This window comes from Lederbergia citrisecunda (assembly GCF_018343695.1).
GTDB classification, from domain to species: domain Bacteria; phylum Bacillota; class Bacilli; order Bacillales; family Bacillaceae_C; genus Lederbergia; species Lederbergia citrisecunda.
In genome coordinates this window covers 3502886-3529785 of sequence record NZ_JAGYPJ010000001.1, presented here as the reverse complement: position 1 = coordinate 3529785, position 26900 = coordinate 3502886, and the positions used below count along the sequence as shown (strand labels likewise).

Sequence of the window (26900 nt, the reverse complement as noted above, 5' to 3'; positions counted from 1 at the left end):
AATGATATTTCTATGTATGGGTTATTTTAATGCAGAAAAAATGGACGCCAGGCCCAAAAATGAGATTGATGCTGTGATGGAAGAATGTCAGCCCCATCTAAAAGAATTCTACAACAGCGGTAAAGTAATGTTAGATGCTGGTCTTGAAAAGGAGACAAAATGCTTGCAGCGGGTAAACGGAAAGGTAAGGGTGATGGATGGGCCCTTTACAGAAACGAAAGAATTGATTGGAAGTGTATTTCTCATAGAAGCAGAAGACATGGAAGAAGCGATTCAAATTGCCTTGCTTCATCCGACAACGCAAGTGAGTTCAGGAGAGGAATTTGGCTGGCGTATTGAAATTCGTCCTGTACATTATTTTAAGAAAAATGAATAGGATTGTTTGTTACAAGGAGATAAAAATAATTAATCCAACATCTTACTCAACTAATGGGCTCAAAATAAACGATAATCTTTAACACAGAAGATCCCTGATTTTGATCAAATAGCAGGGATTTTTGGTGTTTTAATAGATTTAGGGGGATGGATGCTTATACAAGGAAGTCACATATTACTTTCCAATTTAATTTTTTTGTTCATTTCCCCTTTTAAAATTTCCTGTTATCTTCGCCAATATCAGTTGCACTGCTTTTTCATCTTCAGCAATGTTAATTTTCTCTAAAATTTTTTCAGCATGGTTACCTTTTAATACTTTTACTTGGTTTCCATTATATTTGATAAGAACAGTATTATTTTTGGTAACCTGGTAGCTAAATGGAGCTTCGTCTAATCGATTTCTTTTATCAATGTTTCCCACTTATAGACCTCCTTTAATGGTAATTCCCGTAAGAGCCAGTTCTGCCCTATATGTGCATGGGAGCAAAGCAAAAAAAGGTGTTTCAGTAATTTTCGACATCAACTGTACATTTACAATATTAGTGTTTATCCTTAATTTTTATTTAAATGATTTAGAGAGTTAGATTTTTTATTTTCAAATATTACTAGTTGTAGATCCATTGTAAAATTATACCATGTAAACATGGAATTACTTCACAAACAATTAGCAAACGAATGATCAAAAAAGGCGATACCACCTTAAAGTATCGCCAGTCTTCGAGTATTCGGTTTTTTTTTATTAAAAGTTTTCAAAAAGTTATGACAATTTTTCCTTGAGCGTGCCCTTGTTCAAAGTACTTGAAAGCTTCTTTAATTTCACTTATCTTAAAAGTTTTATCAATGACTGGTTTTACCTTCCCGACTTCTAGGAGTTCTTTCATTAAAATTAAATCATTTTGGTTTTGCCTTTGTAATAAGCTAGACATTTTTTTCTTTCCAGAGAGTGAGAACCAAGGCCCTAAGGTCATCGTTTGAAACAGCTGTGCACCCGATCCTCCGACGTGAATAAAAGTTCCATTAGCCTTTAGGGATCGCTTATAAGCTGTAATCGGATGGTGTCCGTTAACAGCAAGAATCAAGTCATACTTCTGTCCTTTTTCGGTAAAATCCTCTTTCGTATAATCAATGACATGATCTGCGCCAAGTGATCGAAGGATTTCTAAATTTCTCGTACTGCAAACACCTGTTACTTCTGCACCGAAAGATTTGGCAATCTGTACTGCAAAACTCCCAACTCCACCAGAGGCACCATTAATCAATACCTTCTGTCCCGCCTGAATCTTGCCTTTATTCCTTAAACCTTGTAAGGCTGTAACTGCCGCCATAGGTACCGCAGCAGCTTCCTCAAATGTGAGATTTTCTGGTTTTAATGCCAATGCATTCTCAGGAACAGATACATATTCAGCAAAGCTACCCCAGCCAGAAGTGGATAGGTCTCCAAATACTTCTTGACCCGGCTGAAACTGTGTAACATTTTTACCAACTGCTTCGACCCGACCCGCAATGTCACCTCCGGGTATGGTGTATTTTGGTTTTAGAAGACCGAAGGCAAAACGTGCTAAGAAGGGCTCTCCTTTCAGAAGCACTAGATTACCATAGTTCAAGGATGATGCATGAATCTTAACCAGTACCTCATTATCCTCAGGAATAGGTTTATCTACTTCTGTTAAATTAAGAACATCGGGTGAACCATATTTGTTATAAACGATGGCTTTCATTCATTTTCCTCCTCATCCCTTTGAAACCATCTAATATCCCCACTGATAAACTTATTCTTTTTTATAAGATCTAACATAGTTGGAAATATTTCGAATGTTTAGTTCAAATAAAAATTCATTCCGACTTATTTGAATGACATTAAGTCTGTTTTTATTGTTTCGGAACGCATTATCTCAAGTGGAGCTTCCAAACGTTTTCTTTTTTGTAGATATGGTAGCAAGTGCAGATTCATTGAATCCTTTAAAGATGAGCCATACTGCTAAAATCATTTCATTAGCTGCTACTGGCAGCGCCAGTATAGCACCCCAAACCGAAATTTGTTGAATGACTCCAAACATTTCTAACAATGCTGCCAAAAAAATAAGAGTTGCCCCTGCCATACCCAAGATAGCTATAAATCTAGGTACGAGCTTTGATTTAAAAAATATATAACTATACATCATCGTATTGATACCCAGCATGAAATTGGGACCAAGCAAAAATGTCCAGTCATGTGTCGCTTTTAACAAAACGCCTGAAGCTTGGAACGAGGCGATATCCGGAGCACCAGCTGCTACATATTCCCGACTTAATGTTAATAGGGATAGCACGCTTATTACACCAATCGTAATGATAATCGCTTCAAGAAACCTGAAACAAACATGCCAAAGAGCAATCGTTTCATTGTACTTTCTTAAAAATGGAAACAGTATAGTTGCTGTACCAACCACTGAAACGACGAGAATTAACTCCATCAACGCTCCAGTTATCACTTGGTTGGCGTGTTCTGAACCATTAATCAGGTAGTCGGGACCATTTAGGATAGGATTGTATAAGTATAGACCAATTACCGCCGTAACAGATGCAAGTATAAAAAGTGATCCCACAATTTTTGCTGCTTTTTTATTTGAATTCATTTTTTTATCCCCTTCTCTTAATAAATTCAAAAACGGTAAAGCAAAAAAACATCATAGTTCTTATTTCTTTGTGTTGTCCCCATAGAAGAATACTTCTTCCAACGGTAAGTTGAAAGCAAGAGCAATGCGAAAAGCGAGTTCTAGTGACGGGGAATAGTTTCCCTTTTCGAGAGCCACGATGGTTTGTCTTGTTACGCCTACCTTGTCAGCCAATTGCTGCTGGGTCATTTCATTATGGTCGAATCGTAATCTTCTGATATGATTGCCGACAAGATTTTTGCCCATTATTAGACTCCTTTCCGATAGTGATAAAGTTTTGTAATGGATCCAATCACATCGGAAATGAACCCTGAAAAAATCAGGATAATGAACATCACCTGTGACGGCTGATAGATAACCAGCGATCCCATTGCAAGTACAAAGCCGATGATAAAAACAAAAAAAGAATTTCGGTTCGCTTTCAATTCAATTAACTTATCAAGTTCATCCGCAAATGATGGTTCTTTTTCTCCAGTCGTAATTCTAAATATGATGTTAAAAACAATGCTGATAATGATGTGGGCTACTATTGAAAACAAAGTTAGCATGAGGACGAAAAAGCCCCAATAACGAAAGGTTTCCAGCGACTCCAGCCCACCCTCGGGGTGTTGCGGGTACATGTAAAAGCAGTAACATCCGAAAATGAGTATGGCACTGATCAATGATACGATGCTTTTCTTTACTTGATAGGTCATGGTTTCCCCCCCTTGTATTTTCTAATTACATTTTGTAAAGTGTGTTATACATAATGTAATATAAACTTTACATGATGTAAAGTATAAATTACAAAAAAATCCGGACATCTCATAATAAGCAATGTACCAGCATTATTGTTGACGTAACGAAATGAAGATACCCTAACTTACTCCACAAACCTGAAACACTAGCTCAAAAAAAAAAGACCACCGCAGCGATCATTAGTTTATTATCTACCGGAATCCATAATGAACTAAGGCACTCGTAAGTTCATTAAGCAGTTCCTTATATTGATAAGCAACCTTAAAGAAAACGCTTTGTATTGGCCTTCATTCTTTTTCTATTTTCTACCTAGTCACTTACTAATACGTTATCAGGGGGTTCCGCTTATGTTTTTTCTTACAGTAGATGAAATTAAAAGCCCTAAGGGAAAAACGTTGACGTTAGGGTTAACCTTACTAATGTCATCTATATTTTGATATCACTAAAGTATTGTAAATCGAGGTTATAGCATTCCTGGTACATCCATTCTAGGGGATCCACCCATACCCATGCCAGGTGAACCACCCATACCCATGCCAGGTGAACCACCCATACCCATGCCAGGTGAACCACCCATACCCATGCCAGGTGAACCACCCATACCCATGCCAGGGTAACCGCCCATACCCATGCCAGGGTAACCGCCCATACCCATGCCAGGGTAACCACCCATACCCATGCCAGGGTAACCGCCCATACCCATGCCAGGGTAACCACCCATACCCATGCCAGGGTAACCGCCCATACCCATGCCAGGGTAACCACCCATACCCATGCCAGGGTAACCACCCATACCCATGCCAGGGTAGCCGCCCATACCCATTCCGCCTCCAAAGAATTGCCTTTCCATTTTTTATCTCCTCCTCAAATTGTTTCAAAATTAGTGTATGTGTCCATGTTCAAAGAGGAATAGATATTTGCCTATTTGTAAGTGTGTAGTCATAACTCTCATTGTACTAGTGTTCACAAAGACAATTAGCAACAGTCAACGATTTATTGTCTTCTTGTTAAACTAACCTGCTCTTTAGCTTAATAACTTCAACAAAAAAAGCGTTAATCCTTCTCCGATTAACGCCCCCGATAGTTTAAGTGTATTACTTCACAAAAACTGTGAACTTAGATGTTCCTATCATTAACTACTATAAAAAGTTATCTAATTTCTTGTTGACTCTTTTAAAAATACTATTACTTAAACGTTTAATATGTTCCTCATTTTTCACTAATATTCTATATGCATCTACTATTGCTAACGTACGTATTAAAATGTAGACACCAACGGCAATGAAAGCAATTAGGATTGGATAGTAAGGCATTAAAACATCTGGAGCCACAAATTCTTTTTTTACTAATAAAAAGGATATCCCACCAACTACAATAGAACATACCCCAACTACCATTATGGCAATATACTTTTTCTTAATATCTTCGTATCTAGCTTTCAACTCTTTAAGATAATGTTGATCAAATATTAAAGCTTCTTTCTTAAGTATTGTATATCGATCTTCTTCTATAAAACCTGCTGCAATCGCTCCAATCCCAAGAACAGCAATCATACTAATGAGGATGGTATAAATGATTGGATCTTGTTTAAAAATGAAATAAGGTAAAGTGGATAAAATAAGAAGACTAAATCCCAGGGAAAAATATTTTGACATTTTCCGTTGTGATAGAAGATACCCTTCTGCCATTTCTTTGCTTACATAATATCCTTTTTCATTTTCTTTACTTTCAACGGTATCTTTTAGTAGGTAATCAATTGACACTTCAAAAATATTTCCAAGCATTAGAAGTTTTTCAGTTTCTGGAAAACCTTGACCATTTTCCCATTTACTAACGGCCTGCCTTGTAGTGTTTAATTTCTCAGCTAAGGCTTCTTGGGATAAGCCATTTTCTTTTCTTAGTTTAAAAAGTTTTTCACTAAATGTCATAATATGAACTCCTTTCTCTGAATAGTTAAATTGTATTAAAACATTGCTTTACATTCTATATTCTGGCAGTTGCACTTTGTCAATTTACGGTTGCAACTATGTTATATAGAGTATTTTCTATTAAACTTAACGTCTGCCTATATCTTGAATTAAGGGAGCGTAATCTAGTTAAAATATCTAGTTAAAAATAAAAGGTAATTTTTTAACCTGTACCCTAAATAAGCTAAAATTGTATTTGGAAATTTAAAAATGGCAGTATGTTATTTGAAAGCTGGAAATATGCAAAATCTTATTGAAAAACAAAAGCCTCTGTTACTTTTAGTACAATTCTTCACAATTGAACCAATCAAAAATTGCTCTCTTTATATTTCAGGCTCTAATTAAATAATTTTGTAATTATTAGCTTGTATAAATCGATGGTTATTAGATAATTGCTAAATTCTCCTCGGTAATTTCATGCCATATAGTGTTACTTAAAAATTAACCTTGTGTATGATAAGGCTGAATGATGTTGTGTTTTAAACCACCACGAGACTTTCTAATCCATAAAACAATAAGCATGATAACGATGAAACGAAAAGCTATCCCTACGATTCCACCTTCTGGACCATATAATCCACCGGAAAGCCAGGAGTGATCTAAAAGTTTTAATCTTAAAATTCCTTCTACTTTAAATCCGCTAAGAGGGAAACCTAAAATTGGTGCTTGTACATAATTCCAAGCGAAATGTAGTGCCCAAGGAAGCCAAATTTTACGTGTATAGATAAAAGCTAGTCCATACATAACCCCGCCTAAGCCATTGCTGAAAGCAGATAATAGGGTGGCATGGTCATTATCAAGATGCACATAGCCAAAGTACATAGATGTAATAAGTATTGCGAACCATGGTTTTTTGAATACCTTTACGAGAATAGTTAATAAGATACATCTGAATAATAATTCTTCATAGCCTGATGATAGTAATGTGAGTCCTGTATAGTAAACAAAGGTTTTTAGATGAAAGCCGATATTTGTTATCTCTACTAATCCCAAAATTATACTTGCTACAAAAATACCAATCATTGCACAGCTAGTGATTGCTGTACCAGCCAAAATATCATTCCTTGAATAAATATCAGGGGTAATGGGTGTTAAGAGTGCTTTCCACTTACTCACTTTAGTCATATTGTTCTCCTTTGGATCCAGACTTTTATACTGCTTTAGTATACAAGATAAACCTTACAAATTAGTGTAAATATGTTAAAAATTGATAGAGTGCACTATTCCCCAATACTTGCAAAAATAATTAAGATCCTATTAAACAAACTGACTGTTAGTGGAATAAGAAAAAGAGTCGCTGCAGCAACTCTTTATTAAAACTCAGCCCCTTTAGTTTAAGTGCAATCAAACTGTTGGATTTAACAAAAATGGCGACCTTCCTATTGAAGAAATCGCCCTTTTACGGTCATAAAATGGAACATTATATTTTGAGGTTTTCCGCTTCAAATTTTCAATGAATTATTGTTTTCTCCAGAATATAAGGGTCCATTGCCAATAACTTTTCATTCTTTTCTAAATGCACGCCTGCATTATTAATCAATACATCTAATCTTCTATATCGCTCATTTATTGTAATTGTGGCTTGACTGATGCTTTCTTGATTATCTACATCCATTTCTACAAAAGAAACGTCAAGATTTGACTCCATAAGTTTTTGCACAGATTCATAACCCATCTCTGGATCCCGACTTGCCAAAATCACCTTAAAACCTTTCAAAGCCAATTGTTTGACCAGCTCATTCCCAATTCCTCGATTCCCGCCAGTTACAAGCGCAACTTGTTTATCGTGTGTCATTTTACTCCTCCATTTCTCGTTCTTTGATTGAGTGGCATATAAAAATCCTAAAAGGGATACTCCTTATGCGGAGAGTTGTTTTGTAGGACTATACATATAATTTCTTAGTAAAATAGTTAACAAACTTAGTATCAATGATAGGATTCCAACCAATACGACGTATTGTGTACCTATTTCTGATATGAATAACCCGCCTAGAGCTGCACCAAACGTTGTTCCTAAGTTAGCGGATGTTAGAAATAATCCATTAGCGAAATCAGGAGTTTCGGGAGCTGCAGACATAATCCAATACTGAGCGATATTACCCCCAATACCAGCCAATATTCCCCAAGTTAAAGTAATGATCGCCATAGGTATGGAAAACTGTCCTGTGAAAAATAAGATGATATACACTGCCCCCAATACAAAAGGATAAGATATGACAGATTTGTTCGCATTTTTGGTTAATAAATTCCCTGCCACAATATTTCCAATAATATTGGCCCCACCGTAGATGAATAACATTAAACTAATAGAATACGAAGGCATATTCGTAACTGTTTTCAGATAATCAGCAAGATAACTATAAACTCCAAATATGGCAGAATTTAATAAAATGACAGTCACAATGGAAAGCCAAGTAATTGATTTTTTCAATACCGATAATTGAGCCCCGTAAGAAAGTCTTTCCTCAACCGGCATAGATGGTACAAATAGTAATGTAGCAATGAATGCTAGAGCATTTACAAGAGCAAAGAATACCATCGCCATTTGTAAAGAAACTGCACTAGCAATTAAGCTTGAGACAGGCACACCGATCACAATACCGGCAGATACTCCAATGAATACTTTGGAAACAGCTTTTGGAGCTTCTTCTTTACTTACTGAAGCAGCAGCTACCGAAAATGCCAAAGAACAATAAATTGGATGAAAAAAGGCTGGAATGATACGAGCAATTAATAGAATGGTAAAGTTAGATGTAAATATGGATACGATGTTCCCCAAAACGAAAACACCCAGTACCAGTAACATAACCTTTTTCCGGTTGATGCCCGAAAATAATAACGGCATAGTTGGACCGGATACAGCAACAGCAAGGGCAAAAAGACTCACCAGCATTCCAGCTTTTGATACACTGACTTGAAAGTGATCAGCAATGGAAGGCAGGATGCCAATAACCCCCATTTCGGTATTTAAGATACCGAATACTCCTATAGTTAATATGAAAATCAATAAATTATTTCGTTTAGTCAAAAAAACAACTCCGATCTTCAATAAAATACCCCCCAAAAAACAATAGGGGGCATTTTATTTAAAAGGTTCTTCAAATTGAATTCAGTTAACTTTCGTCTAACAGCTTATGCATCCTTGCAAGCGAGGGAAGTCGAAAGGTCTCGATAGGCATTTATCTGCGCTTGGAGGTCAGCAATCTTTTGCTCTGCGATGCCAACGGCGTCAGCGCCGGCGATAAAGCGACGTGGTGGCCGCTCTTCATTTGAGATCTTAATCAGTGCCTTGGCGAGCTTGGCTGGGTCGCCGGCTTGCTTGCCATTCTGGGCATTATACGCATCTTGATTAATTGCTCTGCGGTCGGAGTAGTCCTCGATCGAAGGATTTGCGTAGGTCGCCGACTTCTTCGTGAGGAGCTCGGTGCGGAACATCCCTGGGTTGATAATGGTAGTATGGATGCCGAACGGCGACACCTCGGGCTGCAACGACTCCATCCATCCCTCGATACCGAACTTAGACGCGGCGTAAGCGGTATTAAACTCGAATCCAGAAATGCCAGCGCCTGAAGAAATCGAGATGATGTGACCGGAACGCTGCTTGCGCATTACAGGCAAAACTGCTCGGGTAACGTTCATTGGTCCGATAAGTGCCGTCCTCAGTTGCGACTCTATTTGGTCCAGGGTCAGCTCCTCAAAGTAACCCCCATAGAAGTTCGCGGCGTTATTGACGAGTATGTCGATCTTTCCGAACTTGTCAACCGCAGCTTTGACAGCTGCCTCGGCATCAGCCGGGCTAGTGACATCCAGTTTTACGACCAGCAGGTTTTCGTCATCGCCAAGGGCTTTTGCAACTCTGTCTGTATTTCGGCCTGTCGCAACGACTTGATTACCAGTAGCCAGAATCGCCTTCGCGAAGTCAACACCCATCCCGCGCCCGGCGCCCGTAATAAACCAAACTTTCTTATTTTCAGTCATATTTATTTCCTCCTGGTTTCTTTTTCTAAACTTGGAAAAGACTCCTTTAGTCACAATAATCATTAGTCAATTTTAAAAAACCGAAACTGTTCCATGAAGTGTTCTGTCTTCGAAATTTGGCATGTTTCAAATTCTAAAGATGCCCTTCTTAAAAGGTGAATGTGGCATGACTCCAGCGATCTTATCGATGAGCCGCAATGACTGGTTTTGCTCCTTCTTGTGCAAGTTTCTTCGTAGTTGCTTCACCAATTCCACTTGATGCACCCATAATTTCAACAGCTTTATCTTGAATAATAGACATATAAAAACGCTTTTTTTACTGTTTTTTTGCCCTTTGTTATTTATTCTAGCTATGCTTTTTGTATATATCTAATACTTATATCTTATATTGAGATATGCTTGAAGGGCATTTCTGAAATGTATAAACTAAAACATAATAAAGGAGGAGTTATGAGATGGAAATTAGAGTTTTGCGATATTTTCTTACTGTTGCAAGAGAAGGAAGCATCACAGGTGCTGCTAATTTTTTGCATGTTACACAGCCAACCTTGTCAAGACAATTAAAAGACCTTGAACAAGAGTTAGGGAAAAAACTATTTATTCGCAGTAGTCACAGTATCATTCTCACAGATGAAGGATTGCTCCTACGAAAGAGAGCAGAAGAAATCGTTGATATGGTTGATAAATTAGAGGCAGAATTCAGTTCCATGGAAGAAACAATACGTGGGGATGTTTACATAGGTGGTGGGGAGACGGACGCCATGAAGCAGATTGCACGGGTAGTAAAAGATTTACAATTAAGTTATCCCAATATACGGTATCACCTCTACAGCGGAAACGAAGACGATGTGACGGAACGACTGGACATGGGATTGCTTGACTTTGGTATATTAATTGAACCAGCTGATTTATCAAAGTACAATTATATGAACATCCCAGCCAAAGATGTTTGGGGTGTTGTTATGAGGAAAGACAGTCCTCTTTCTTTCAAAGATGCCATTCAAGCAGTAGATTTATTAAATGTTCCGCTAATCTGTTCACGACAGGCTATTAAACAGACATTTTCTAAAAATGAATTTGCGGATTGGTTTGGTGAAGATTTTGATAAATTAAACGTCGTAACTACATACAATCTTGCATACAATGCTGCCATTATGGTTGAGGAGGGCATTGGTTATGCGATAACCCTTGATAAAATAGTGAATACGTCTAGTGACAGTAATCTTTGTTTTAGACCGTTAGAGCCAAGACTTGAATCTGGCTTAAATATTGTTTGGAAAAAGCATAAGGTTTTTTCTGCAGCTGCTGATATGTTTTCAAAAGAAATTCAGGCGAAATTTTCGATGTAGAGGATAATCTCGTAAACATATTATGAATAATGTATTCTTCGTAGAAGCCACCATAGGTTACCTGGATTGTTGACCTGCACATCAATGCGTCCAAATCGGTTACTGCCAACTTGACGGCAGCCTCTGCTCCTGACGTAGTAAGATTAACCAACATCTGTTGCAAGATGCGTTAATAGGAAAAAAGAGAATACACCTAGTTTAAACACAAGGTGCATTCTCCTTTTTCTATTTAATATATAATTAACATTGTGGATATTTTCACTTGAACTAACTTCCTCTTTACTTCAATAAGAAAGAGCTATTCTCCTTTTTGAGAATAGTAAGTAAAATTTATCTTTCCATTGCACAATTTATTTTGAATTCCTCTCCCAAATTTCAATCCATCTCCCTTCTGGATCTGAAATCCAAATAAATGTTCCAAACTCGCTACTTTCAGGTTCTTTTAGAAGTGGTATACCAATTCTGTTGAAATGCTCCATCCAAGCTTCGATATTTTCTACTTGAAAATTGAGCATCACAGATTGTTCTTCTGGAAAATAATCATTACTTTCTTGAAACAAAGAAAAGATTGTTTCGTTGTCAGCGTCGGGCTTGATGATAGTACCATTCCACTCTCCCATCGATATGCCTAGAGTTTCTTTATACCAATTTTTTAATGAAACAACATCTTTTGTTCTCCAAAAAACCCCACCGAATCCTTTAATTTTCATAATCATGACCTCCTATTAGATATAAAAAAGATTTTATTGTTAAACGATCTGTCCTTTATTGTAACAAGATAAAGAGCTGCCGCTATAACTTTTTGCTAAACTCAAGCACCATTAGTTGAATAAGGAATCTTTGGTTTACTATTCAAATTCGAGTAAATCCGAAATAAATCTATTTATATTTCCTTTTAAGATCACGCCGTGTCCCGTACATAAATATTCAGCATCAAATTTGTTACAGCCTTTAAACCTTCGATAAATAAATTAAAATTATGTTGTCTTTTCATTTCTTCGTTTTGAGACCAATCAGACACAAACTGTTGAAACTTTTCTCTTTCAAGGGTACCTGTATCTACAACTTTATTACCATTTAAAGGTTCTGCAAAGAAGCAAATATGGTCTCCACAAAATAACGCTTTGCTTTCACGATGATATAGTAAAACAGAACCTTTTGTATGGTGTCCAAGGAGGACACATTTTAAATTACCAGCAGTTAAACCATGATCTGGGAGATTCATCTTTAGTTTGTGTCTAAGATTTTTAGGAATCAACTCTAAATCGTTATTATGAATAAATCCGTCTACTTCTCCTAAGTATTGAATTCCTCCAATATGGTCCTTATGACCGTGTGTGGCAATAAAGTGAGTTACATCACTATTAGAAATCCCTTTACCATTTAAAGCCGAGAACAGGAAGCGAGAATGTTCTTCTTTTCCTGAGTCAATAAGTAAAATATCATTGTCTTCGAGCAACCAGTAGCAGTTATTATATGAGTCCCAAGAATCATCCCACACTAAAAAAGCATACACATCTTTCGCTATTTCTTCGAGATACGTTTTCATTTTATTCCCCCTATACTCTACAGTTATTAAGGGATATTCGTTCTATCCTTTGTTAATACCTTGTTCAACTAAGCTGCCCGTTAGCTTAATAACTTCAACAAAAAAAACGTTAATCCTTCTTCGATTAATCACCCTTTATCTTAAAAAGATTTCCTTACTTTTATTGACCCTCATGTTACATGAGAATCTATAATTATATATAGAGGTGATGATGGTATGAAATACAAAGTAAAAGAAGTTGCCGAATTTGTAGGTGTGAGTATTGCTACACTCCATCATTATGATAAAATCGGTCTCCTTTCACCTGAATCGGTTAACCAAGCAGGATATCGTCTTTACACAGATTACGAGTTGGAGAGATTACAGCAAATATTGTTTTTCAAAGAAATGGGGTTTTCACTAAAGGAAATCCAAAAAAATCTAGACCATTCAGATTTTGATCGCAAACGGGCGTTAGAAGTCCATTTAGATGTTCTTCTCCAAAAGAAAAAACGCCTGGAAGATATCATCAACACGGTATATAAAACGATTGAATCCATAAATGGAGGGATGAAAATGAATCCGAAAGATATGTTCGAAGGTTTTGATATTACAGACATCGAAGAAAGCAAGAAAAAGTACGCTGCAGGAGGATTCGAACATACCTTGGCAGTCAAAGCTGATGGTACTGTTTGGGGATGGGGGAATTTTGGTCAGGAAGAATGCTCAGTTGGATCTGAAAAGCCCCTTGTTCCTCTTCTGTCAAATGTAAAGACAGTAGCAGCTGCATCTGGGCATTATCATTCATTTGCTATAAAAAACGATGGTACTGTTTGGGGATGGGGGAGTAATGACCACGGTCAACTTGGAATAAATGCTAACGAAGACTATGTTACTGTACCCATCAAAATAGAGGGTCTAGATCATGTTGTTTCTGTTTCAGCAGGTGTGTTTCATACGTTAGCATTAAAAGGCGATGGGAGGGTATGGACATGGGGTCCAAATTGGTATGGTCAACTTGGAAATGGATCATACAATGAGAGTAAGTCTCCTTTAATTGTTGAGAATTTGGCAGGTGTTAAAGAAGTGGCTGCAGGTTTCTTCCACTCATTAGCCTTAAAAGGTGATGGCACTGTTTGGAGATGGGGCGGTTTTGGAGATTCGACCAGCGAGTTTCCAATAAAGGATCAAAGTCCGATTCCTGTGCGTGTGAAAACTATTGATCAAATAGTTGCAATTGCTGCAGGAGGTTCGCACGGTGCAGCTTTAAAAGATGATGGTACAGTTTGGACATGGGGGTACAATAATGAAGGTCAATTGGGAGATGGAAAGTTTGTAAACGGGTGTTCATGTGAACCAAGAATGGTTTCTGGATTAACCGATATAAAAGCAATCACAGCTGGTGGTGCATTTACATTAGCTCTGAGGAAAAATGGCACAGTTTGGGCATGGGGATCAAATAATTACGGTCAACTTGGAGACAGTACCTACGAAAACAAATGTGAAGCAAGAGAAATTCCCGAATTGAATGATGTCATTCATATTGCGGCTGGGACAAAGCACGCTATCGCAATGAAGAAGGATGGTAGCGTATGGTTGTGGGGGAGTAATGACCACGGACAATTAGGTGATAAAAAAGAAAGTAAAAGGAATCGTCCATATAAATATTTTCAAACCACTTAAACTAACTATCATTAACAAATAGTTAAACCTACAACACATATAGATTGTAGGTTTCTTTTTGCTTATACAGATAGGTAAAACCAAATTCATACATTCGGCAAAATAAAAAATCCACTTTTCATATAGGTGGATCGGATCTTTGATATTCAATAGAAGCTACCCTTTTAGTTGAACATTAACCATTTAAGGGTTTCATAAATCTTTGGTACAAAAAGATTGGATGTACTTTTTTAAGTCTTGTCTATATATCTCAGTATATGAATCATTCGTGTATTCTTTAATTATATTTCGCCAAAATTGTATGGCAGGTTCATTTAAAGCCATCTGAGCAACTTTCCAATTTGCCTTGTAAAGATTAAATACTTTTATTGCCGCTTCTTTCCCCAATCCATTCCTTCTATATTTCCTAAGAATCATGAAATCATAAATAACATGAGTTGGGTCAGGGGCAACATCATAATTTTCAAATAAGACAACTAAAAAACCTATAATTTTACCATCGTGATTTATAAAAAAGGGATTCCATCGAGGATCTTGCCAAAAATACTCTAAATCTACATCATATAATCCGTGTCTATTTATATCTTCCTGTGTAAGTTCGCTAAAATCATAAAGATAAAACTGAAACATATTCTCCAGAATATGTTTACTTTCATAAGACACTGAAATAAGTTTAATCAATTATTTATCCTCCGATTATTTAAGGTAGACAGCACCCAAAAATATCTTTTTAGGAAAATTTTGCTATTCAGCTCTTCTGACCCGTTAGCTCAAAAAGAAAAGCTGCCAAAATGACAGCTCTGCTCTTTAACTCTTGCCCCCGCTAGTGGAATAAGAAACAAGGGCCGCCAACCAATATTTAGCTTCAGTTCTTGCTCAAAAGATCCTCGGTCAGCTCCAGTGCCTAAAATACTTGACGCAATTCAATCTGACCTTCCCCATGTCCTTGCGGGTCCGGCATCCGCATGGCCCACTCGATGGCTTCTTCTCTCGATTCCACATCAATCAGTATGAACCCGGCAATCAATTCTTTCGATTCCGTAAATGGGCCATCCGTAACCACTGGCTTTTCCCCTGGTTTCGGAAACGAAATGCGAATCCCATTTGAACTTGGATGAAGTCCTTTAGCCATAACCCGGACGCCTGCCTTAACTAATTCCTCATTGTACTTATCCATGGCTTCCATGAGCTCTGGGTTCGGGAGATTTGCGCCTTCCGAATTCTTCGAGGCTTTGACAATCAACATAAACAGCATAAAAATTTCCTCCTTCTTTTTTAGAGGTTAATCCCCTAATTGACCTCTTTATAAATACAACGAACCGGTATCTTCAAAATCGACACATTGATAAAAATTTTTAAAAACATAACCCCCACACTTCTCAAATTGTACTTTCACCCTAATGATACCGGTGAATATTATCTGATTGTTTAGTTTTTTAAGGAATATTGAGTCAAAGCAATCAAAACACTTCATAAATAACAGTAGTTAACTATGTGTATGATACACTTTAATTACTAGTTAGCTAACTAATTAACTGAAAGAAGGATATAAAATGAAAATTGATACTCCAAGAATATCGCTGGAGTTAACGGCGAGGAATTTTCATGATATTTTTTATGAAGAGGATCCAATACTTGAAATGTGTGAAATCACCGACTCTGATTTTACCAATGAGGCTGTAGACAGAGTACGACTATATAACGCGGTCATAAAGAATTGCAAGTTCACCAATACAGATTTTAGTAATATTGATCTTACAGATGTCAGATTTGATAATTGTGATTTATCAAATGTGAATCTGAGTAAATCTTCCATTCATAGAGTCGAATTTATTAACTGTAAATTACTTGGTAGTAACATTCCTGAATCTTATATTGGTAATGTTACTTTCGAGAACTCGATAATAAACTTGGCTATATTCGGAAATTCAAAGCTTGAAAAAGTGATATTTAAAAATGTTTCATTAGAAAGTGCAGATTTTTATAACTGTAAACTAAAAAAAGTGGAATTCGAATTATGTAATCTTAATGGAGCAAACTTTGAAGAAACTTCACTAAAAGGAATAGATATTAGTTCTTCTACTTTTGAGACACTTACGGTTTCAATAAACGATTTAAAAGGATGTAAAGTATCCACACATCAAGCTGTTCAGTTTGCAACCCTAATGGGGTTAATCATTAAAGATTAGCTTTTTGGGGTACATAGAATAAATAGTGCCAAACGAGAAAGAAGACGTTCTGAACAAACATATTTGAATGCCTTCTTTTTTGCATTAGCGTTGAAATTCACCATCTCTTAATAATTTAATCTGACCTTTTTACACAAGAATAAAGAGCCGAAATCCGATAATATTCAGCTCTTTGACCGTTCTGAAATTGCATCCATTTTAATTTAACTTTTTTTTTTATGAGACTGTTTTATTAATAGATATGATCCATAAATATATTTACTAGATTTTAAGAACAACCTTCCCCTTTGTCCGTCCACTTTCAATGTGCCTATGAGCTTTTACAATTTCATTTAAAGAAAAGCACTTTTCATATTTCACAAGAAAAGCCGTTCCTTTATTAGGAAACGGCTTTATACTCTACTTATTTATTCAAATGTTTACTTCGGTAACTTGTTCCTTTACTGAATTAGGTTTTAAAGCAGTACCTAGTATGATCAACATGCTTACTAACCCAATCCAAACAAGGATAGAAACAGGAGTATTCCAGGTCAATCCTTCCCCAAAGAAGAATAATTTCCGTAGACCTTCTATCATAAATCGCATTGGCAGCCAAGAGTAAATCCAATCTTGGTAAAATGGAGACATCATTTCAGGTGCCAATGCTAATAAAGGTGCACCGAAGAATAGCATTAAGACGAAGACAACGATACCCTTAAACCCTACTAATGAAAGTACAGCCGAAATCATTAGGAAGAAAGTAAAGGAAGTAATGGTTAAAAATAAAGCTGTATCCATGAAATCTGGGATATTCAATCCTACCATTCCATCCGCTATCCAGGTAAGGCCAAATCCAATTACAAGTGCTGCAACAGCACCTATTAAAATTTGTCCTAACTTTGCCGCAAGGTTTTCTTTTCTATTGCTGATCGGCGTTTTGCTAACGGCCATGAAGATTATTGCCGCACTAGCTAAGCTTGCCATCCATAGTGGTTGGAATAAGGAAACAGGAGAGTTACCGTTTGCACTATTTTTTCCAACCTCATTTACATTTGTAACTTTCTTTGTAATTGGCGTTACTAAACTTGAAGCCTGTTCAACTGTCAAAGTTTTACCTTGTGATTCAAATCCTTTTAGCAGTTGAGTACGAACATTATTGTTCATATTGTCAACTACTCCATTCAATATTTGGCCCGCCGCGGTTGATGCCGCCATATTCATTCCCTGATTAATATATATTTGTACTTCAGGTAAAGAAGGCTCTGGTGTCTGTAATGATGCTTGCTTGGCACTAAAATCTTCGGGAATCACTAATGTCGCATAATATTTTTGATTATCTAAACCTTTTTGGACTGCCTCTTTATTTTTTACTTCCACCCATTTAACAGCAGGATCTTTATCCGTTTTTGATGACTTTTGTATCATGTCAACAATGGTTTGCCCCATATTCATTTTTGGTTGATTTGGAATCTCTACTCCTTGATCCTCATTTACAATTGCGATCGGTAAATTTTTCGGTTGAGGTTGGACCGATGGAAATAAGGTTAGTGAAAAAATAAATATAACTGCCAGCGCAATGATTGGTGATAAAAGGACAAGTTTGCTTTTTAACATTTCAATTTATTCCTCCTTTGATTTGAGTTATAATAATGAACAACGTGTTGTTTATTTATATTTATTTAAAGTATATGTTCAGATGAAGTCATATACAACAATCAAAAATCGCATATATGTTGGTTATCATACACCTTTAATAAATGTGTTGGATAAAATTAAGGAGGAAATACCTTGCGGGATAAAAACATGGATTTGCGGGTGATTCGTACAAAAGATGCGATCCGAAATGCATTAGTAGAATTAATGGAGGAAAAAGGCTTTGAAGCAATCACGGTTAAAGATATTACAAATAAAGCAAAAATAAACAGGGGAACTTTTTATGCTCACTATCAGGACAAATTTGATTTAATGACCAAATGTCAGGAAGAAATTATGCAAGGAATGTTCAACATTGTAAAACCGAGCTTCCCAGATGTTATTGCAGAACTGGGAACTAACTCTACTCCAGTAAAACCATTTACCTTTATTGTTTCAATTTTCGAATACCTAGATGAAAATAGTGGGTTTATGAAAGCGGTGTTAAGTCCAAAAGGAGATTTATCTTTCCAAACAAAACTGAAAGACTTTATGTGGAAAACGCTATTTGAAAACAATCCAAACTCACTTATTAAGCAGGAAAATTTGCTTGTTCCAGGACAATATTTAACTTCTTATATCGCATCAGCTCATATAGGGGTCATTCAGCAATGGTTGAATAGCGGGAGGAAAGAATCTCCTCAAGAAATGGCTCAAATTTTATCAACGATAACAATTAATGGACCTTTCTTTGCAGCTGGATTGAAAAAATAAAGCCGTCAAGGAAGAAGGGGCAGTACCCTAGAAAAGCAGGAACAGTCCCTTTATTAATTTATTCCATTATTTGGATAGACTGCCAAATAGTTAAAGTATAAACCTTTACAATATCCAATTTGTTTTAAAATTGTTTTTAAACAATCTGGCCCTATCATGAAGAATAAGTACATCCAATATTTGTGTAATGTACAAGTCATATATTTTCCCCTACAAAAAAATCCCTCCTACCAATAGGAGGGGGTGCATAATGCTATAAAGAGGGTCATTACTAGTATTTCATTTTTTATTTTTTTAAAACATTATTTTCTTAAACACTGCAGTAGACTCCATAATCATCGTTTAATAATAATATCCGCATGAAGCGGGATGTCTTAACCAGGCGAGAAAAAGGTTAATCCTTTGATGGCAGAATGTTTACTACATATACTAATTGCTTAAAAGAATCTACGTCTTCTTCTTTCAAATTCAAAGCGTCTTCTTCTTTCGAGTTCGATTTCAACTTCGAAGGGAAAACGTCTTCTTCTTTCAAAGGGGAAAAAACGTCTTCTTCTAAATTCTTCACGAAAAAAAGGTTCTCTTCGTTCAAATCCAAAAAATGGCATGTACTCCAGCCTCCTTTCATTTCAGTGCTAATTTGACAAAGGGCAGTTAACTAAAACTGCCCTTTGTTCCGCTCATATTAGTAGCCTGTCATAAAAGCAGTACCTACAATGATGAGCAATATGAACAATACAACGATCAACGCAAATGAAGTTCCCATTATACATTGCACCTCCGTTGAAAGAACTAGGGATACTATAAATACAATCCCTTTATATACAGTATGTAAATTTACTTAAGCGAAATGGACAAATGAGCAAAATGAGACAAAAATCGTCACTCGTCTAATAGGTTTTTAACTCAAATTAATGTAACCAATTGTATAAAAGTGTCTTCAGTATAATAGGTATTGGTATAGGGAGTTTTATAGTGGGAAATTAAGGTGTGAAAGGATGTTTTCCTCAGTGGTAGGTTAAATATTGCAATTGTTCTTTTTAACTTGGTTGAATTTACAATTAAGATAAAACTAACGAAAAGTCACATCGTTCATATATGTACATTATTGCCAAAACCATGGGGTTATTTTTATCTTTAAGCATAAAAAATCCCTCAAGACAAAAGGAGGGATTGCAAAATGCCATAAAGAGGGTCATTACTAGTATTTCTCATTTTCCATTTATAAAACATTATATAGCTAATCCCTGCACTGGGTTCCTGTGTTAAATAATCAAATCCGCAATTAAGCGACCTTAGTTGCTTTAGAATAAAGAATGATCGTATTCTTACTAACTACCTTGATAAACAAACAAAAAAAAGCGTGTTATTAATAAAAAATAGACAAAAGCCAGATCATCCAATTCTTATGTAGGTCAGACAAATTGCTCCATTTCGGATATGTCCCTTAAATTGAAAAAGTTACTATTCTTCCTGAATAGTAACTAGTCGCATTGTTTTCTAATATCCATGATATGTTTATACCAAATTTATACTTTACCACAAGTAGAGGATAATCGATCCTTTATTTAGGGTTAAACTCATAATTTATTTGTACTTTTCTATATCTACTTCCGTTATTTCTCTGATCACTTTACAAGGAACTCCTGCTGCGAGTACATTACTAGGTATGCTTTTTGTAACGATACTTCCTGAAGCAATAACGGTATTGTCTCCAATTGTTACTCCCGGCATAATTTTTACGCCACCACCAATCCAAACATTATGGCCAATTGTAATGGGATAAGCATACTCAAGCCCTTCATTTCTACGTTCAACGTCTAATGGATGTCCTGCAGTATATATTCCGCAATCTGGTCCAATAAACACATAATCACCTATCGTTACTTTAGCTTCATCAAGAATAACTAAATTATGATTGGAAAAGAAATTATCACCTATTTCAATGTTATATCCATAGTCACAATAAACCGGCTGTTCCATAACAAAATCTTTTCCAATCTTAGAAAATAACTGCCTAATGGTAGCTTCCCTACCTTCAAAGTCGTCAATTTCCAAAAAATTATATTTTCTACAAATCTTTTTACACTCGGTTCTTTCTTTTATGAGTTGCGGATCGTGATTATTATTATAAAGCAATCCTGCTTTTGCCTTTTCTTTTTCTGTCATTATTGAATAAAACTCCTTTTTATATCTATGCTACATATCTTTTGAAATTCCGCTTTTCATAGTAACATTCCTGAAGTTTCCTTCCAATTTATTTGCATTTAAATGCGAAGCCAGTTTTGTTTGCAGGAACTTTTCCTTCGAAGGGAGAAATAAATAAAAAAAATTTATACTCTTGTCGATTTAGACCATCTCCGATCGTTGTAAAAATAGAAGCGGAAAACGAAGCTTCACAAAAAAATGAGGAGGCAACAAAAATGAGATTTATGATGATTGTAAAAGCAACGACAGATTCAGAAGCAGGAGTGCTTCCTAACCAGGAGCTTATTGATGCAATGATGAAATATAATGAGGAATTGGTAAAAGCAGGAATACTGTTAGCTGGTGATGGTTTGCAACCAAGTTCTAAGGGAATTAGAATTTCTTATCCGGAACCAGGAGGCAGTCCAAAAATTGTGGACGGACCTTTTACAGAAGCGAAAGAACTAATCGCCGGTTATTACTTAATTGATGTTAAATCTAGGGAAGAAGCGATTGAATGGGCTTTGCGTATGCCAGATCCCCACGGATTTGGACAAGGGGAGATTGAGTTAAGGCAGGTTTTCGAAGCAGAGGATCTAACAGACAATCCGGAAACGATTGCGAAGGAAGCAGAACTTCGAAAACTGTCCGAGGAACAGAAGCAAAAATGACCATGTCTGATGCGAAGCGAACGATTGATGCAATCTGGCGGATGGAATCAGCGAAGCTTATTGCGGCGTTAACTCGAATGGTGCGGGATGTTGGGCTCGCAGAAGATCTAGCCCACGATGCATTGGTCATTGCTCTTGAACGATGGCCGAAGACAGGTATTCCAGAAAAGCCAGGTGCGTGGCTGATGACGACAGCAAAGAGGCGCGCGATTGATTTTTTACGCAGGAATAAATTACGTGATCAGAAGTACGCAGAATTAGCACACGATTTGAATTTATATACAGAAGATGACATAGATGATGCATTAGACAAGGGGATTGGCGATGATCTCCTTCGTCTCATTTTCATGACATGTCATCCAGTTCTTTCACAAGACGCAAGAGTAGCCTTGACTCTGCGCCTATTATGCGGGCTTACTACCGATGAAATTGCCCGTTCTGTCCTTACATCTGAATCAACGATTGCCCAACGGATTGTGAGAGCGAAAAAAACTCTCCGTTCCGCAAACATTCCTTTTGAAGTACCTATTGGGGAGGAATTAAATACCCGATTATCTTCAGTGCTCCAGGTCATTTATCTTATGTTCAATGAAGGATATTCGGCCACTTCCGGGGATGATTGGACTCGTCCTTTGCTTTGTCAGGAAGCCTTAAGGCTCGGAAGGATCATCGCTGAAATCATACCGAATGAACCAGAAGTTCACGGACTTGTTGCCTTAATGGAGATACAATCTTCGCGTCTTAAAACCCGAGTTAGTTCTTCAGGCGAACCTATATTGCTAATGGATCAAAACCGGGCACAGTGGGACCAGTTGCATATCCGTCGTGGATTAGCGGCATTGGAGCGCAGTCAACAGCTTGGACAAACACTTGGCCCATATTCGTTACAGGCTGCCATTTCTGCATGCCATGCACAGGCACGTACGGCAGAGGAAACGAATTGGACTCGCATTGCCGCACTTTACGAAGCTTTATCAATGGTTATGCCGTCTCCAATCGTCGAATTAAACCGAGCCGTTGCGATTTCGATGGCATTTGGCCCAGCCTATGGATTGCAAATAGTGGACGAGTTAAGTGCTGAGCCTTCTTTAAAGGGATACCATCTCCTGCCGAGTATACGGGGTGATTTTCTTATGAAGTTGGGACGATTTGATGAAGCACGTACAGAATTTAGGGAGGCTGCGTCGATGACTCGGAATCTTCGTGAGAAGGAGCTTTTACTAAAACGGGCAGAAGAGTGTGAATCAGAAATATGAAATGTCAAGTATCCCCACATATCGAAGCCAACTTATTTAGGTTGTCCTTAATTTTTTGGAGGACGACTTTTCTTTCTGAAAGAAAGTCTTCCTCACCAGTGAAATAAATTTTCTCCCCCGAAATAACCAGTCGGCTCATTTTACTCGCATACAGAGGAACGAAACAAACATGCTTTCTGGTTTTACGATAATAATATTTTTCAAGATAGAGAAAGCCATCGTATAAATCCTTCGTCTCAGAAGAGGAGTCCTGGTAATCGATATCTGGGAAAATCACGATGCTTTCTCCTTTTTGTAGAGCTTCTACACTTAAGTTCATCGTGTTCATTATCTTTTTCGAACCCCTATAAACAGGGATACCTTTTCCAGAGCTTAATAGTTTTGAAATGCCAAAAGAAATCGGCCAAGCTAAAAGTTTAGAAATAGTGCGATTCCAACCGAACCTTTTTGTAAAAGTATAATCTACATATTGCTTGTAACAAGTTTTCTGATCGATGAAAACGTCAAGGATCCACGCGTGCAAATGATGCGGAAATGAAAGAAGAATGACAAAGGGTCCGAAGAGATTTTGATGATGAGCAATATAAACGATGGGGCCTTTACTAGAATTCGGGGAAAACACAGAATATTTTCGATAAAAAATACGGATAAGGGCACGGACAAAGAGAAAAAGACTCCCATAAAATTTCAAGATTTTTTCCACCTATCTATCTTTTGATCTGTTAAAGGGAATAAACCCCTGATGAGTTTTTTTAAAATTCTCCAAGAATCAATTCCAGGTTGAAAATGAGAACTGGCATTATGGTCAAAATATAAAGTTTGAATGGGGATTTCATATACCGTCGTCTTTCTTTTCACTGCATTGATTAACATATTGACTTCATATTCGTAACGTTCTCCTTTTAGTTGAACAATCCATAAAAGTTCCTTCTTCGGAATGCCCCTTAAACCTGTCTGTGTATCCTCAAACTTTCTTCTAAAAAAGAGATGAAAAATAAAGCTTGAAATCCTATTTCCGAGAATACTTCGAGCAGGAACATCGGCATCGTTAAAATCACGAACCCCTAATATGAGTCCTTCATCGATACTAGTTAACTTTTTTGCTATTTTGCAAACATCTTCAATCGAATGTTGCCCATCGGCATCCACTGTAATAACGCCGGAAAACGAATGATAATGCTTTAGTAGATAATGAAAGGCTGTTTTTAACGCTCGTCCTTTTCCTTTATTGATGGGGTGTGTTAACACTTTGCATTCTTCAATTCTACTCATATGCGTAAAAATTGGCGTCAGCTCCTCATAACTACCATCATTAACCACAATGATTTGAGTGAAGCCTTCTTTTAGTAAAGATTGTACATACGGAAGCAAATCTTCTGTTGGGTTCAGTGCTGGTATTACAATTGCACATTTGTTCATATTTGCATCCCCATTTCAAAGATTAGAATAGTAGAAAGTGGTCTTTTCCCCGCAGCATATCTTATTTCAATCATATGACAATGGACAGGAGGTTAGAATATAGGAGAAGAATGAGAGAGCATCACGTTAGTGGGAATAAAGAAGTAGTACAAAAGTTATGTCGAAAGTAACAAATTTTTGTCGTAAAATGTTGTCATCTACTAAACGTTTATGGTAAAATCAATTTTACATTCTCTAAAAATAACGAAATGGGTTTATTGTAGTAACAACCTATCGAAAAAGCGCGTATTTAATCGTTCGTTTAATAGAGTTTGGTATGATAAATACGATCTGCTGGTAACTTAGCAGGAAGTAAAATTGGATTCAATCTAACAAGAACAAATACATATCATGGCTCAGTAGCTCAGTCGGTAGAGCAGCGAAGCAACACCTCTCTGCGCTAAATACGCAGCCGTCCCCAAGGAGCCGCATCTTGCGTAACTTACTGAGTTGGGGACGAAGGACAATCGGACAAAGCATAAGCGGAACAACATCATATCATGGCTCAGTAGCTCAGTCGGTAGAGCAAAGGACTGAAAATCCTTGTGTCGGCGGTTCGATTCCGTCCTGAGCCACATTCCCACAAAAAGTATTGCGACGACGTAGCCTCTCGTGGTGCTTTTTTTCATGTGAAGTGTTGTACATGGATATGGCACCTTCTAAATGAAAACGTTATAACAAATACCCACCAAAACATGGAAAAAATCACGTGGTCATACTCAAAAAAGTGTTGTTGTAACAATCTTGTAATGTAAATTACTTTTTAATGTAAAATGACGGAAGATTCGGTTATTTATCTATGAAAGCGTTTAAATCGTTGTTGTTTAAGGGGTTTAGTGCCGTTTTTGTATATGTTCTATACCTGAAATGACAACATTTATACAATTATATTACATTGTTTCATATTGTCTCATTTTGGAAGATTTATATGTTAAAGTAAGAACAGGAAATGATTCTACTACTATATACCTACTATACATACTACAAAACAGGTCAGGAAGTTTACTTTAGGGGGAAGACAGATGGATTTAGAGGTTACTCAGCCCAAGAGGAACGCGACACCTAGATTTTTGTTGACATGCATGGCGTTTCTATACGCTTTTATAATGATCTCATCTTCGGTTGATGCCGATTCTACATTTGAGACCGTCTTCCATGTTTATATGGATGATACTTATGTTGGAACAGTATCCGATAAAAGCGTAGTCGAAAATGTTGTCGAAAAACTAATTGACGAACAACAAGCTAAATATGAAGGCTTTAACTTTGGACTAGGAAACAAGCTTACATATATATCTGAGCAAGTATTTCGCTCCAATGCAGATAACACTGCTGTAGAGAAAGAAGTTAAGGATTTGGCAACCGTTAAAGCCGTTGCATCTGCCATTATGTTGGATGGTGAAGCGATCGCTTACGTAAAAGACAGCTCCGATGCAGAGAAGGTCATCAACGATTTAAAGCTTCAATATGTTTCAAAGAAAGACTTGTCATTCGTGAACATGTTAAAAGCTACAAAAGAAAAGTTGCCGGAAATTAAAAAAGACGAATCCCGTGTCTTGAATGTTTCCATAAAAGAACCATTCTTCATTAAAGACGATAAAACGGACCCAAAAAACGTCTTAACTTATAAAGATGCAGTAAAATTTTTACAAAAAGGTACGCTTGAAGAGAAAAAGCATGTAGTCAAAGAAGGCGAAGCGCTTGAAATCATCGCGGCCAAATATGATTTAAGCATTAAACAGTTAAAAGAACTGAACGAAGGAATAACGGAAGATTCTATCCTTCAAATTGGGCAAGAATTAAATACCGTTGTGACAAAGCCACTTCTTCATGTCGTCGTTGATCGGGAGAAATATCAAGAAGAATCTGTTCCGTATGAAACAGAAGTCATCGAAGATAGCTCGATGCCGAAAGGCGAAACGAAAATCAAGCAAGAAGGAAAGAGCGGGAAAAACGCTTATATTTATAAAATCAAAGAAGTAAATGGTCAACAAACTAAAAAAGAAGCCACTAAAGAAGTCGTCCTTGAAAAGCCTGTGAAACAAATAACGATCAAAGGAACAAAAGTTATTCCATCTCGTGGAACTGGCAGCTTTGCATGGCCAACAAACGGCGGATACGTTTCAAGTGGAATGGGGCAGCGTTGGGGTTCGTTACATAAAGGAATCGACATCGCGAGGCCAAGCAATTACACGATTAAAGCAGCTGACCACGGAGTTGTCGTTTCGGCAGGATGGGATAACGGCGGTTATGGTAATAAAATCGTCATTGATCATCAAAACGGATTCCGTACTGTATATGCTCATTTGAGCTCAATCAGCGTATCGGCAGGTCAGAAAGTCGAAAAAGGCTCTGCTATCGGAATTATGGGAAGCACTGGAAATTCAACTGGAACCCATCTTCATTTCGAAGTATATCAAAACGGGCAGTTGCGAAATCCATTAGGCTTTTTCTAAGACTAGATGCATTCTAGAGACAGAATCTA

30 protein-coding genes, 1 tRNA gene and 1 pseudogene are annotated in these 26900 nt (G+C 37.0%); 9 read left to right on the top strand and 23 right to left on the bottom strand.

Translation table 11 applies throughout. The annotated features are described in order from the left end of the window. Position 1: 1 nt before the first annotated feature. Positions 2–376: a YciI family protein gene (locus KHA93_RS17120; RefSeq protein WP_213111841.1), complete on the top strand. Its 375-nt coding sequence runs from the start codon at positions 2–4 to the stop codon at positions 374–376. A 186-nt stretch (positions 377–562) separates the two neighbouring features. Here the strand turns inward: KHA93_RS17120 and KHA93_RS17115 are convergent, their stop codons facing one another. The 12 genes and pseudogenes from KHA93_RS17115 to KHA93_RS17060 all read right to left on the bottom strand — a co-directional run. Further along, positions 563–796 (bottom strand): hypothetical protein, encoded by a 234-nt coding sequence (locus tag KHA93_RS17115; protein WP_213111840.1) that lies wholly within the window; start codon positions 794–796, stop codon positions 563–565. A 328-nt stretch (positions 797–1124) separates the two neighbouring features. Beyond that, positions 1125–2093 (bottom strand): NAD(P)-dependent alcohol dehydrogenase, encoded by a 969-nt coding sequence (locus KHA93_RS17110; RefSeq protein ID WP_213111839.1) that lies wholly within the window; start codon positions 2091–2093, stop codon positions 1125–1127. 174 nt (positions 2094–2267) lie between these two features. After that, the gene (locus KHA93_RS17105; RefSeq protein WP_213111838.1) at positions 2268–2990 is read right to left on the bottom strand and encodes a DUF4386 domain-containing protein; all 723 of its coding nucleotides are present in this window, start codon (positions 2988–2990) and stop codon (positions 2268–2270) included. Positions 2991–3050: 60 nt separating this feature from the next. Next, the gene (locus KHA93_RS17100) at positions 3051–3275 is read right to left on the bottom strand and encodes a helix-turn-helix transcriptional regulator (protein ID WP_213111837.1); all 225 of its coding nucleotides are present in this window, start codon (positions 3273–3275) and stop codon (positions 3051–3053) included. Between the two features lie 2 nt (positions 3276–3277). Next, positions 3278–3724, bottom strand: coding sequence for a hypothetical protein (locus KHA93_RS17095; RefSeq protein WP_213111836.1), 447 nt, complete (start codon positions 3722–3724; stop codon positions 3278–3280). Between the two features lie 506 nt (positions 3725–4230). Beyond that, a complete protein-coding gene (locus KHA93_RS23345) occupies positions 4231–4617 on the bottom strand; it encodes a hypothetical protein (RefSeq protein ID WP_233711213.1) in 387 nt (128 codons plus the stop codon). 289 nt (positions 4618–4906) lie between these two features. After that, positions 4907–5695 (bottom strand): helix-turn-helix domain-containing protein, encoded by a 789-nt coding sequence (locus KHA93_RS17085; protein WP_213111835.1) that lies wholly within the window; start codon positions 5693–5695, stop codon positions 4907–4909. Positions 5696–6175: 480 nt separating this feature from the next. Continuing rightward, positions 6176–6859, bottom strand: a complete 684-nt coding sequence (locus tag KHA93_RS17080) for a CPBP family intramembrane glutamic endopeptidase (RefSeq protein ID WP_213111834.1) — start codon at positions 6857–6859, stop codon at positions 6176–6178. Between the two features lie 325 nt (positions 6860–7184). After that, a complete protein-coding gene (locus KHA93_RS17075) occupies positions 7185–7529 on the bottom strand; it encodes an SDR family NAD(P)-dependent oxidoreductase (RefSeq protein ID WP_213111833.1) in 345 nt (114 codons plus the stop codon). A gap of 63 nt (positions 7530–7592) precedes the next feature. After that, entirely contained in the window at positions 7593–8762 is a 1170-nt protein-coding gene (locus KHA93_RS17070) for an MFS transporter (protein WP_213113003.1), read from the bottom strand. 104 nt (positions 8763–8866) lie between these two features. Continuing rightward, complete coding sequence (locus KHA93_RS17065) at positions 8867–9712, bottom strand: SDR family NAD(P)-dependent oxidoreductase (protein WP_213111832.1); 846 nt, start codon at positions 9710–9712, stop codon at positions 8867–8869. A gap of 184 nt (positions 9713–9896) precedes the next feature. Further along, positions 9897–10013, bottom strand: a pseudogene (locus KHA93_RS17060) (oxidoreductase); the annotation flags it as partial. 154 nt (positions 10014–10167) lie between these two features. Between KHA93_RS17060 and KHA93_RS17055 the strand changes: the two are divergent. Continuing rightward, entirely contained in the window at positions 10168–11061 is an 894-nt protein-coding gene (locus KHA93_RS17055) for a LysR family transcriptional regulator (protein WP_213111831.1), read from the top strand. Positions 11062–11411: 350 nt separating this feature from the next. Here the strand turns inward: KHA93_RS17055 and KHA93_RS17050 are convergent, their stop codons facing one another. Then, the gene (locus KHA93_RS17050; RefSeq protein ID WP_213111830.1) at positions 11412–11771 is read right to left on the bottom strand and encodes a VOC family protein; all 360 of its coding nucleotides are present in this window, start codon (positions 11769–11771) and stop codon (positions 11412–11414) included. Positions 11772–11962: 191 nt separating this feature from the next. After that, entirely contained in the window at positions 11963–12610 is a 648-nt protein-coding gene (locus KHA93_RS17045; protein WP_233711212.1) for an MBL fold metallo-hydrolase, read from the bottom strand. Between the two features lie 216 nt (positions 12611–12826). Here KHA93_RS17045 and KHA93_RS17040 point away from each other — a divergent pair, with 216 nt between their 5' ends. Beyond that, the gene (locus KHA93_RS17040; RefSeq protein ID WP_213111829.1) at positions 12827–14272 is read left to right on the top strand and encodes an RCC1 domain-containing protein; all 1446 of its coding nucleotides are present in this window, start codon (positions 12827–12829) and stop codon (positions 14270–14272) included. 192 nt (positions 14273–14464) lie between these two features. Here KHA93_RS17040 and KHA93_RS17035 read toward each other — a convergent pair whose 3' ends face one another. Both KHA93_RS17035 and KHA93_RS17030 read right to left on the bottom strand, forming a co-directional pair. After that, on the bottom strand, positions 14465–14953 hold the full coding sequence (locus tag KHA93_RS17035) for a GNAT family N-acetyltransferase (protein WP_233711211.1): 489 nt from the start codon (positions 14951–14953) through the stop codon (positions 14465–14467). Between the two features lie 223 nt (positions 14954–15176). Beyond that, positions 15177–15527, bottom strand: a complete 351-nt coding sequence (locus KHA93_RS17030; RefSeq protein ID WP_213111828.1) for a YciI family protein — start codon at positions 15525–15527, stop codon at positions 15177–15179. A 298-nt stretch (positions 15528–15825) separates the two neighbouring features. Between KHA93_RS17030 and KHA93_RS17025 the strand changes: the two genes are divergently transcribed. After that, positions 15826–16461, top strand: a complete 636-nt coding sequence (locus KHA93_RS17025) for a pentapeptide repeat-containing protein (RefSeq protein ID WP_213111827.1) — start codon at positions 15826–15828, stop codon at positions 16459–16461. Between the two features lie 261 nt (positions 16462–16722). On the opposite strand, the gene KHA93_RS23900 is transcribed toward KHA93_RS17025, so the two are convergent. Both KHA93_RS23900 and KHA93_RS17015 read right to left on the bottom strand, forming a co-directional pair. Beyond that, positions 16723–16821: a zinc-binding dehydrogenase gene (locus KHA93_RS23900; RefSeq protein ID WP_213111826.1), complete on the bottom strand. Its 99-nt coding sequence runs from the start codon at positions 16819–16821 to the stop codon at positions 16723–16725. A 51-nt stretch (positions 16822–16872) separates the two neighbouring features. Beyond that, positions 16873–18054: a YhgE/Pip domain-containing protein gene (locus tag KHA93_RS17015; RefSeq protein ID WP_213111825.1), complete on the bottom strand. Its 1182-nt coding sequence runs from the start codon at positions 18052–18054 to the stop codon at positions 16873–16875. Between the two features lie 174 nt (positions 18055–18228). Here KHA93_RS17015 and KHA93_RS17010 point away from each other — a divergent pair, with 174 nt between their 5' ends. After that, the gene (locus tag KHA93_RS17010; protein ID WP_233711210.1) at positions 18229–18846 is read left to right on the top strand and encodes a TetR/AcrR family transcriptional regulator; all 618 of its coding nucleotides are present in this window, start codon (positions 18229–18231) and stop codon (positions 18844–18846) included. Positions 18847–19240: 394 nt separating this feature from the next. Here KHA93_RS17010 and KHA93_RS17005 read toward each other — a convergent pair whose 3' ends face one another. The 3 genes from KHA93_RS17005 to KHA93_RS16995 form a co-directional block, all read right to left on the bottom strand. Next, positions 19241–19411, bottom strand: a complete 171-nt coding sequence (locus KHA93_RS17005) for a hypothetical protein (protein ID WP_213111824.1) — start codon at positions 19409–19411, stop codon at positions 19241–19243. Positions 19412–19528: 117 nt separating this feature from the next. Continuing rightward, the gene (locus tag KHA93_RS17000) at positions 19529–19609 is read right to left on the bottom strand and encodes a YjcZ family sporulation protein (protein ID WP_213113000.1); all 81 of its coding nucleotides are present in this window, start codon (positions 19607–19609) and stop codon (positions 19529–19531) included. An 821-nt stretch (positions 19610–20430) separates the two neighbouring features. Further along, the gene (locus KHA93_RS16995; RefSeq protein ID WP_213111823.1) at positions 20431–21012 is read right to left on the bottom strand and encodes a sugar O-acetyltransferase; all 582 of its coding nucleotides are present in this window, start codon (positions 21010–21012) and stop codon (positions 20431–20433) included. A gap of 254 nt (positions 21013–21266) precedes the next feature. On the opposite strand from KHA93_RS16995, the gene KHA93_RS16990 reads away from it, so the two are divergent. Further along, positions 21267–21701, top strand: a complete 435-nt coding sequence (locus KHA93_RS16990; RefSeq protein ID WP_213111822.1) for a YciI family protein — start codon at positions 21267–21269, stop codon at positions 21699–21701. Next, a complete protein-coding gene (locus KHA93_RS16985; RefSeq protein WP_213111821.1) occupies positions 21698–22957 on the top strand; it encodes an RNA polymerase sigma factor in 1260 nt (419 codons plus the stop codon). The genes KHA93_RS16990 and KHA93_RS16985 overlap by 4 nt, the downstream gene beginning before the upstream one ends. A 4-nt stretch (positions 22958–22961) precedes the next feature. Here KHA93_RS16985 and KHA93_RS16980 read toward each other — a convergent pair whose 3' ends face one another. Further along, positions 22962–23648: a lysophospholipid acyltransferase family protein gene (locus KHA93_RS16980; RefSeq protein ID WP_233711209.1), complete on the bottom strand. Its 687-nt coding sequence runs from the start codon at positions 23646–23648 to the stop codon at positions 22962–22964. Beyond that, positions 23645–24376, bottom strand: coding sequence for a glycosyltransferase family 2 protein (locus KHA93_RS16975; protein ID WP_213111820.1), 732 nt, complete (start codon positions 24374–24376; stop codon positions 23645–23647). The genes KHA93_RS16980 and KHA93_RS16975 overlap by 4 nt, the downstream gene beginning before the upstream one ends. Positions 24377–24917: 541 nt before the next feature. Between KHA93_RS16975 and KHA93_RS16970 the strand changes: the two genes are divergently transcribed. After that, positions 24918–24990 (top strand) — tRNA-Phe (locus tag KHA93_RS16970). Between the two features lie 447 nt (positions 24991–25437). Continuing rightward, the gene (locus tag KHA93_RS16965; protein ID WP_213111819.1) at positions 25438–26871 is read left to right on the top strand and encodes a M23 family metallopeptidase; all 1434 of its coding nucleotides are present in this window, start codon (positions 25438–25440) and stop codon (positions 26869–26871) included. Positions 26872–26900 lie beyond the last annotated feature (29 nt).

Bases quoted from the DNA above. Each gene is read 5' to 3' on its own strand.
- KHA93_RS17120 (WP_213111841.1), top strand. From the start codon at position 2: ATGATATTTCTATGTATGGGTTATTTTAATGCAGAAAAAATGGACGCC.
- KHA93_RS17110 (WP_213111839.1), bottom strand. From the start codon at position 2,093: ATGAAAGCCATCGTTTATAACAAATATGGTTCACCCGATGTTCTTAAT.
- KHA93_RS17105 (WP_213111838.1), bottom strand. From the start codon at position 2,990: ATGAATTCAAATAAAAAAGCAGCAAAAATTGTGGGATCACTTTTTATA.
- KHA93_RS17100 (WP_213111837.1), bottom strand. From the start codon at position 3,275: ATGGGCAAAAATCTTGTCGGCAATCATATCAGAAGATTACGATTCGAC.
- KHA93_RS17095 (WP_213111836.1), bottom strand. From the start codon at position 3,724: ATGACCTATCAAGTAAAGAAAAGCATCGTATCATTGATCAGTGCCATA.
- KHA93_RS23345 (WP_233711213.1), bottom strand. From the start codon at position 4,617: ATGGAAAGGCAATTCTTTGGAGGCGGAATGGGTATGGGCGGCTACCCT.
- KHA93_RS17085 (WP_213111835.1), bottom strand. From the start codon at position 5,695: ATGACATTTAGTGAAAAACTTTTTAAACTAAGAAAAGAAAATGGCTTA.
- KHA93_RS17080 (WP_213111834.1), bottom strand. From the start codon at position 6,859: ATGACTAAAGTGAGTAAGTGGAAAGCACTCTTAACACCCATTACCCCT.
- KHA93_RS17075 (WP_213111833.1), bottom strand. From the start codon at position 7,529: ATGACACACGATAAACAAGTTGCGCTTGTAACTGGCGGGAATCGAGGA.
- KHA93_RS17065 (WP_213111832.1), bottom strand. From the start codon at position 9,712: ATGACTGAAAATAAGAAAGTTTGGTTTATTACGGGCGCCGGGCGCGGG.
- KHA93_RS17055 (WP_213111831.1), top strand. From the start codon at position 10,168: ATGGAAATTAGAGTTTTGCGATATTTTCTTACTGTTGCAAGAGAAGGA.
- KHA93_RS17050 (WP_213111830.1), bottom strand. From the start codon at position 11,771: ATGAAAATTAAAGGATTCGGTGGGGTTTTTTGGAGAACAAAAGATGTT.
- KHA93_RS17045 (WP_233711212.1), bottom strand. From the start codon at position 12,610: ATGAAAACGTATCTCGAAGAAATAGCGAAAGATGTGTATGCTTTTTTA.
- KHA93_RS17040 (WP_213111829.1), top strand. From the start codon at position 12,827: ATGAAATACAAAGTAAAAGAAGTTGCCGAATTTGTAGGTGTGAGTATT.
- KHA93_RS17030 (WP_213111828.1), bottom strand. From the start codon at position 15,527: ATGCTGTTTATGTTGATTGTCAAAGCCTCGAAGAATTCGGAAGGCGCA.
- KHA93_RS17025 (WP_213111827.1), top strand. From the start codon at position 15,826: ATGAAAATTGATACTCCAAGAATATCGCTGGAGTTAACGGCGAGGAAT.
- KHA93_RS17015 (WP_213111825.1), bottom strand. From the start codon at position 18,054: ATGTTAAAAAGCAAACTTGTCCTTTTATCACCAATCATTGCGCTGGCA.
- KHA93_RS17000 (WP_213113000.1), bottom strand. From the start codon at position 19,609: ATGGGAACTTCATTTGCGTTGATCGTTGTATTGTTCATATTGCTCATC.
- KHA93_RS16995 (WP_213111823.1), bottom strand. From the start codon at position 21,012: ATGACAGAAAAAGAAAAGGCAAAAGCAGGATTGCTTTATAATAATAAT.
- KHA93_RS16990 (WP_213111822.1), top strand. From the start codon at position 21,267: ATGAGATTTATGATGATTGTAAAAGCAACGACAGATTCAGAAGCAGGA.
- KHA93_RS16985 (WP_213111821.1), top strand. From the start codon at position 21,698: ATGACCATGTCTGATGCGAAGCGAACGATTGATGCAATCTGGCGGATG.
- KHA93_RS16975 (WP_213111820.1), bottom strand. From the start codon at position 24,376: ATGAACAAATGTGCAATTGTAATACCAGCACTGAACCCAACAGAAGAT.
- KHA93_RS16965 (WP_213111819.1), top strand. From the start codon at position 25,438: ATGGATTTAGAGGTTACTCAGCCCAAGAGGAACGCGACACCTAGATTT.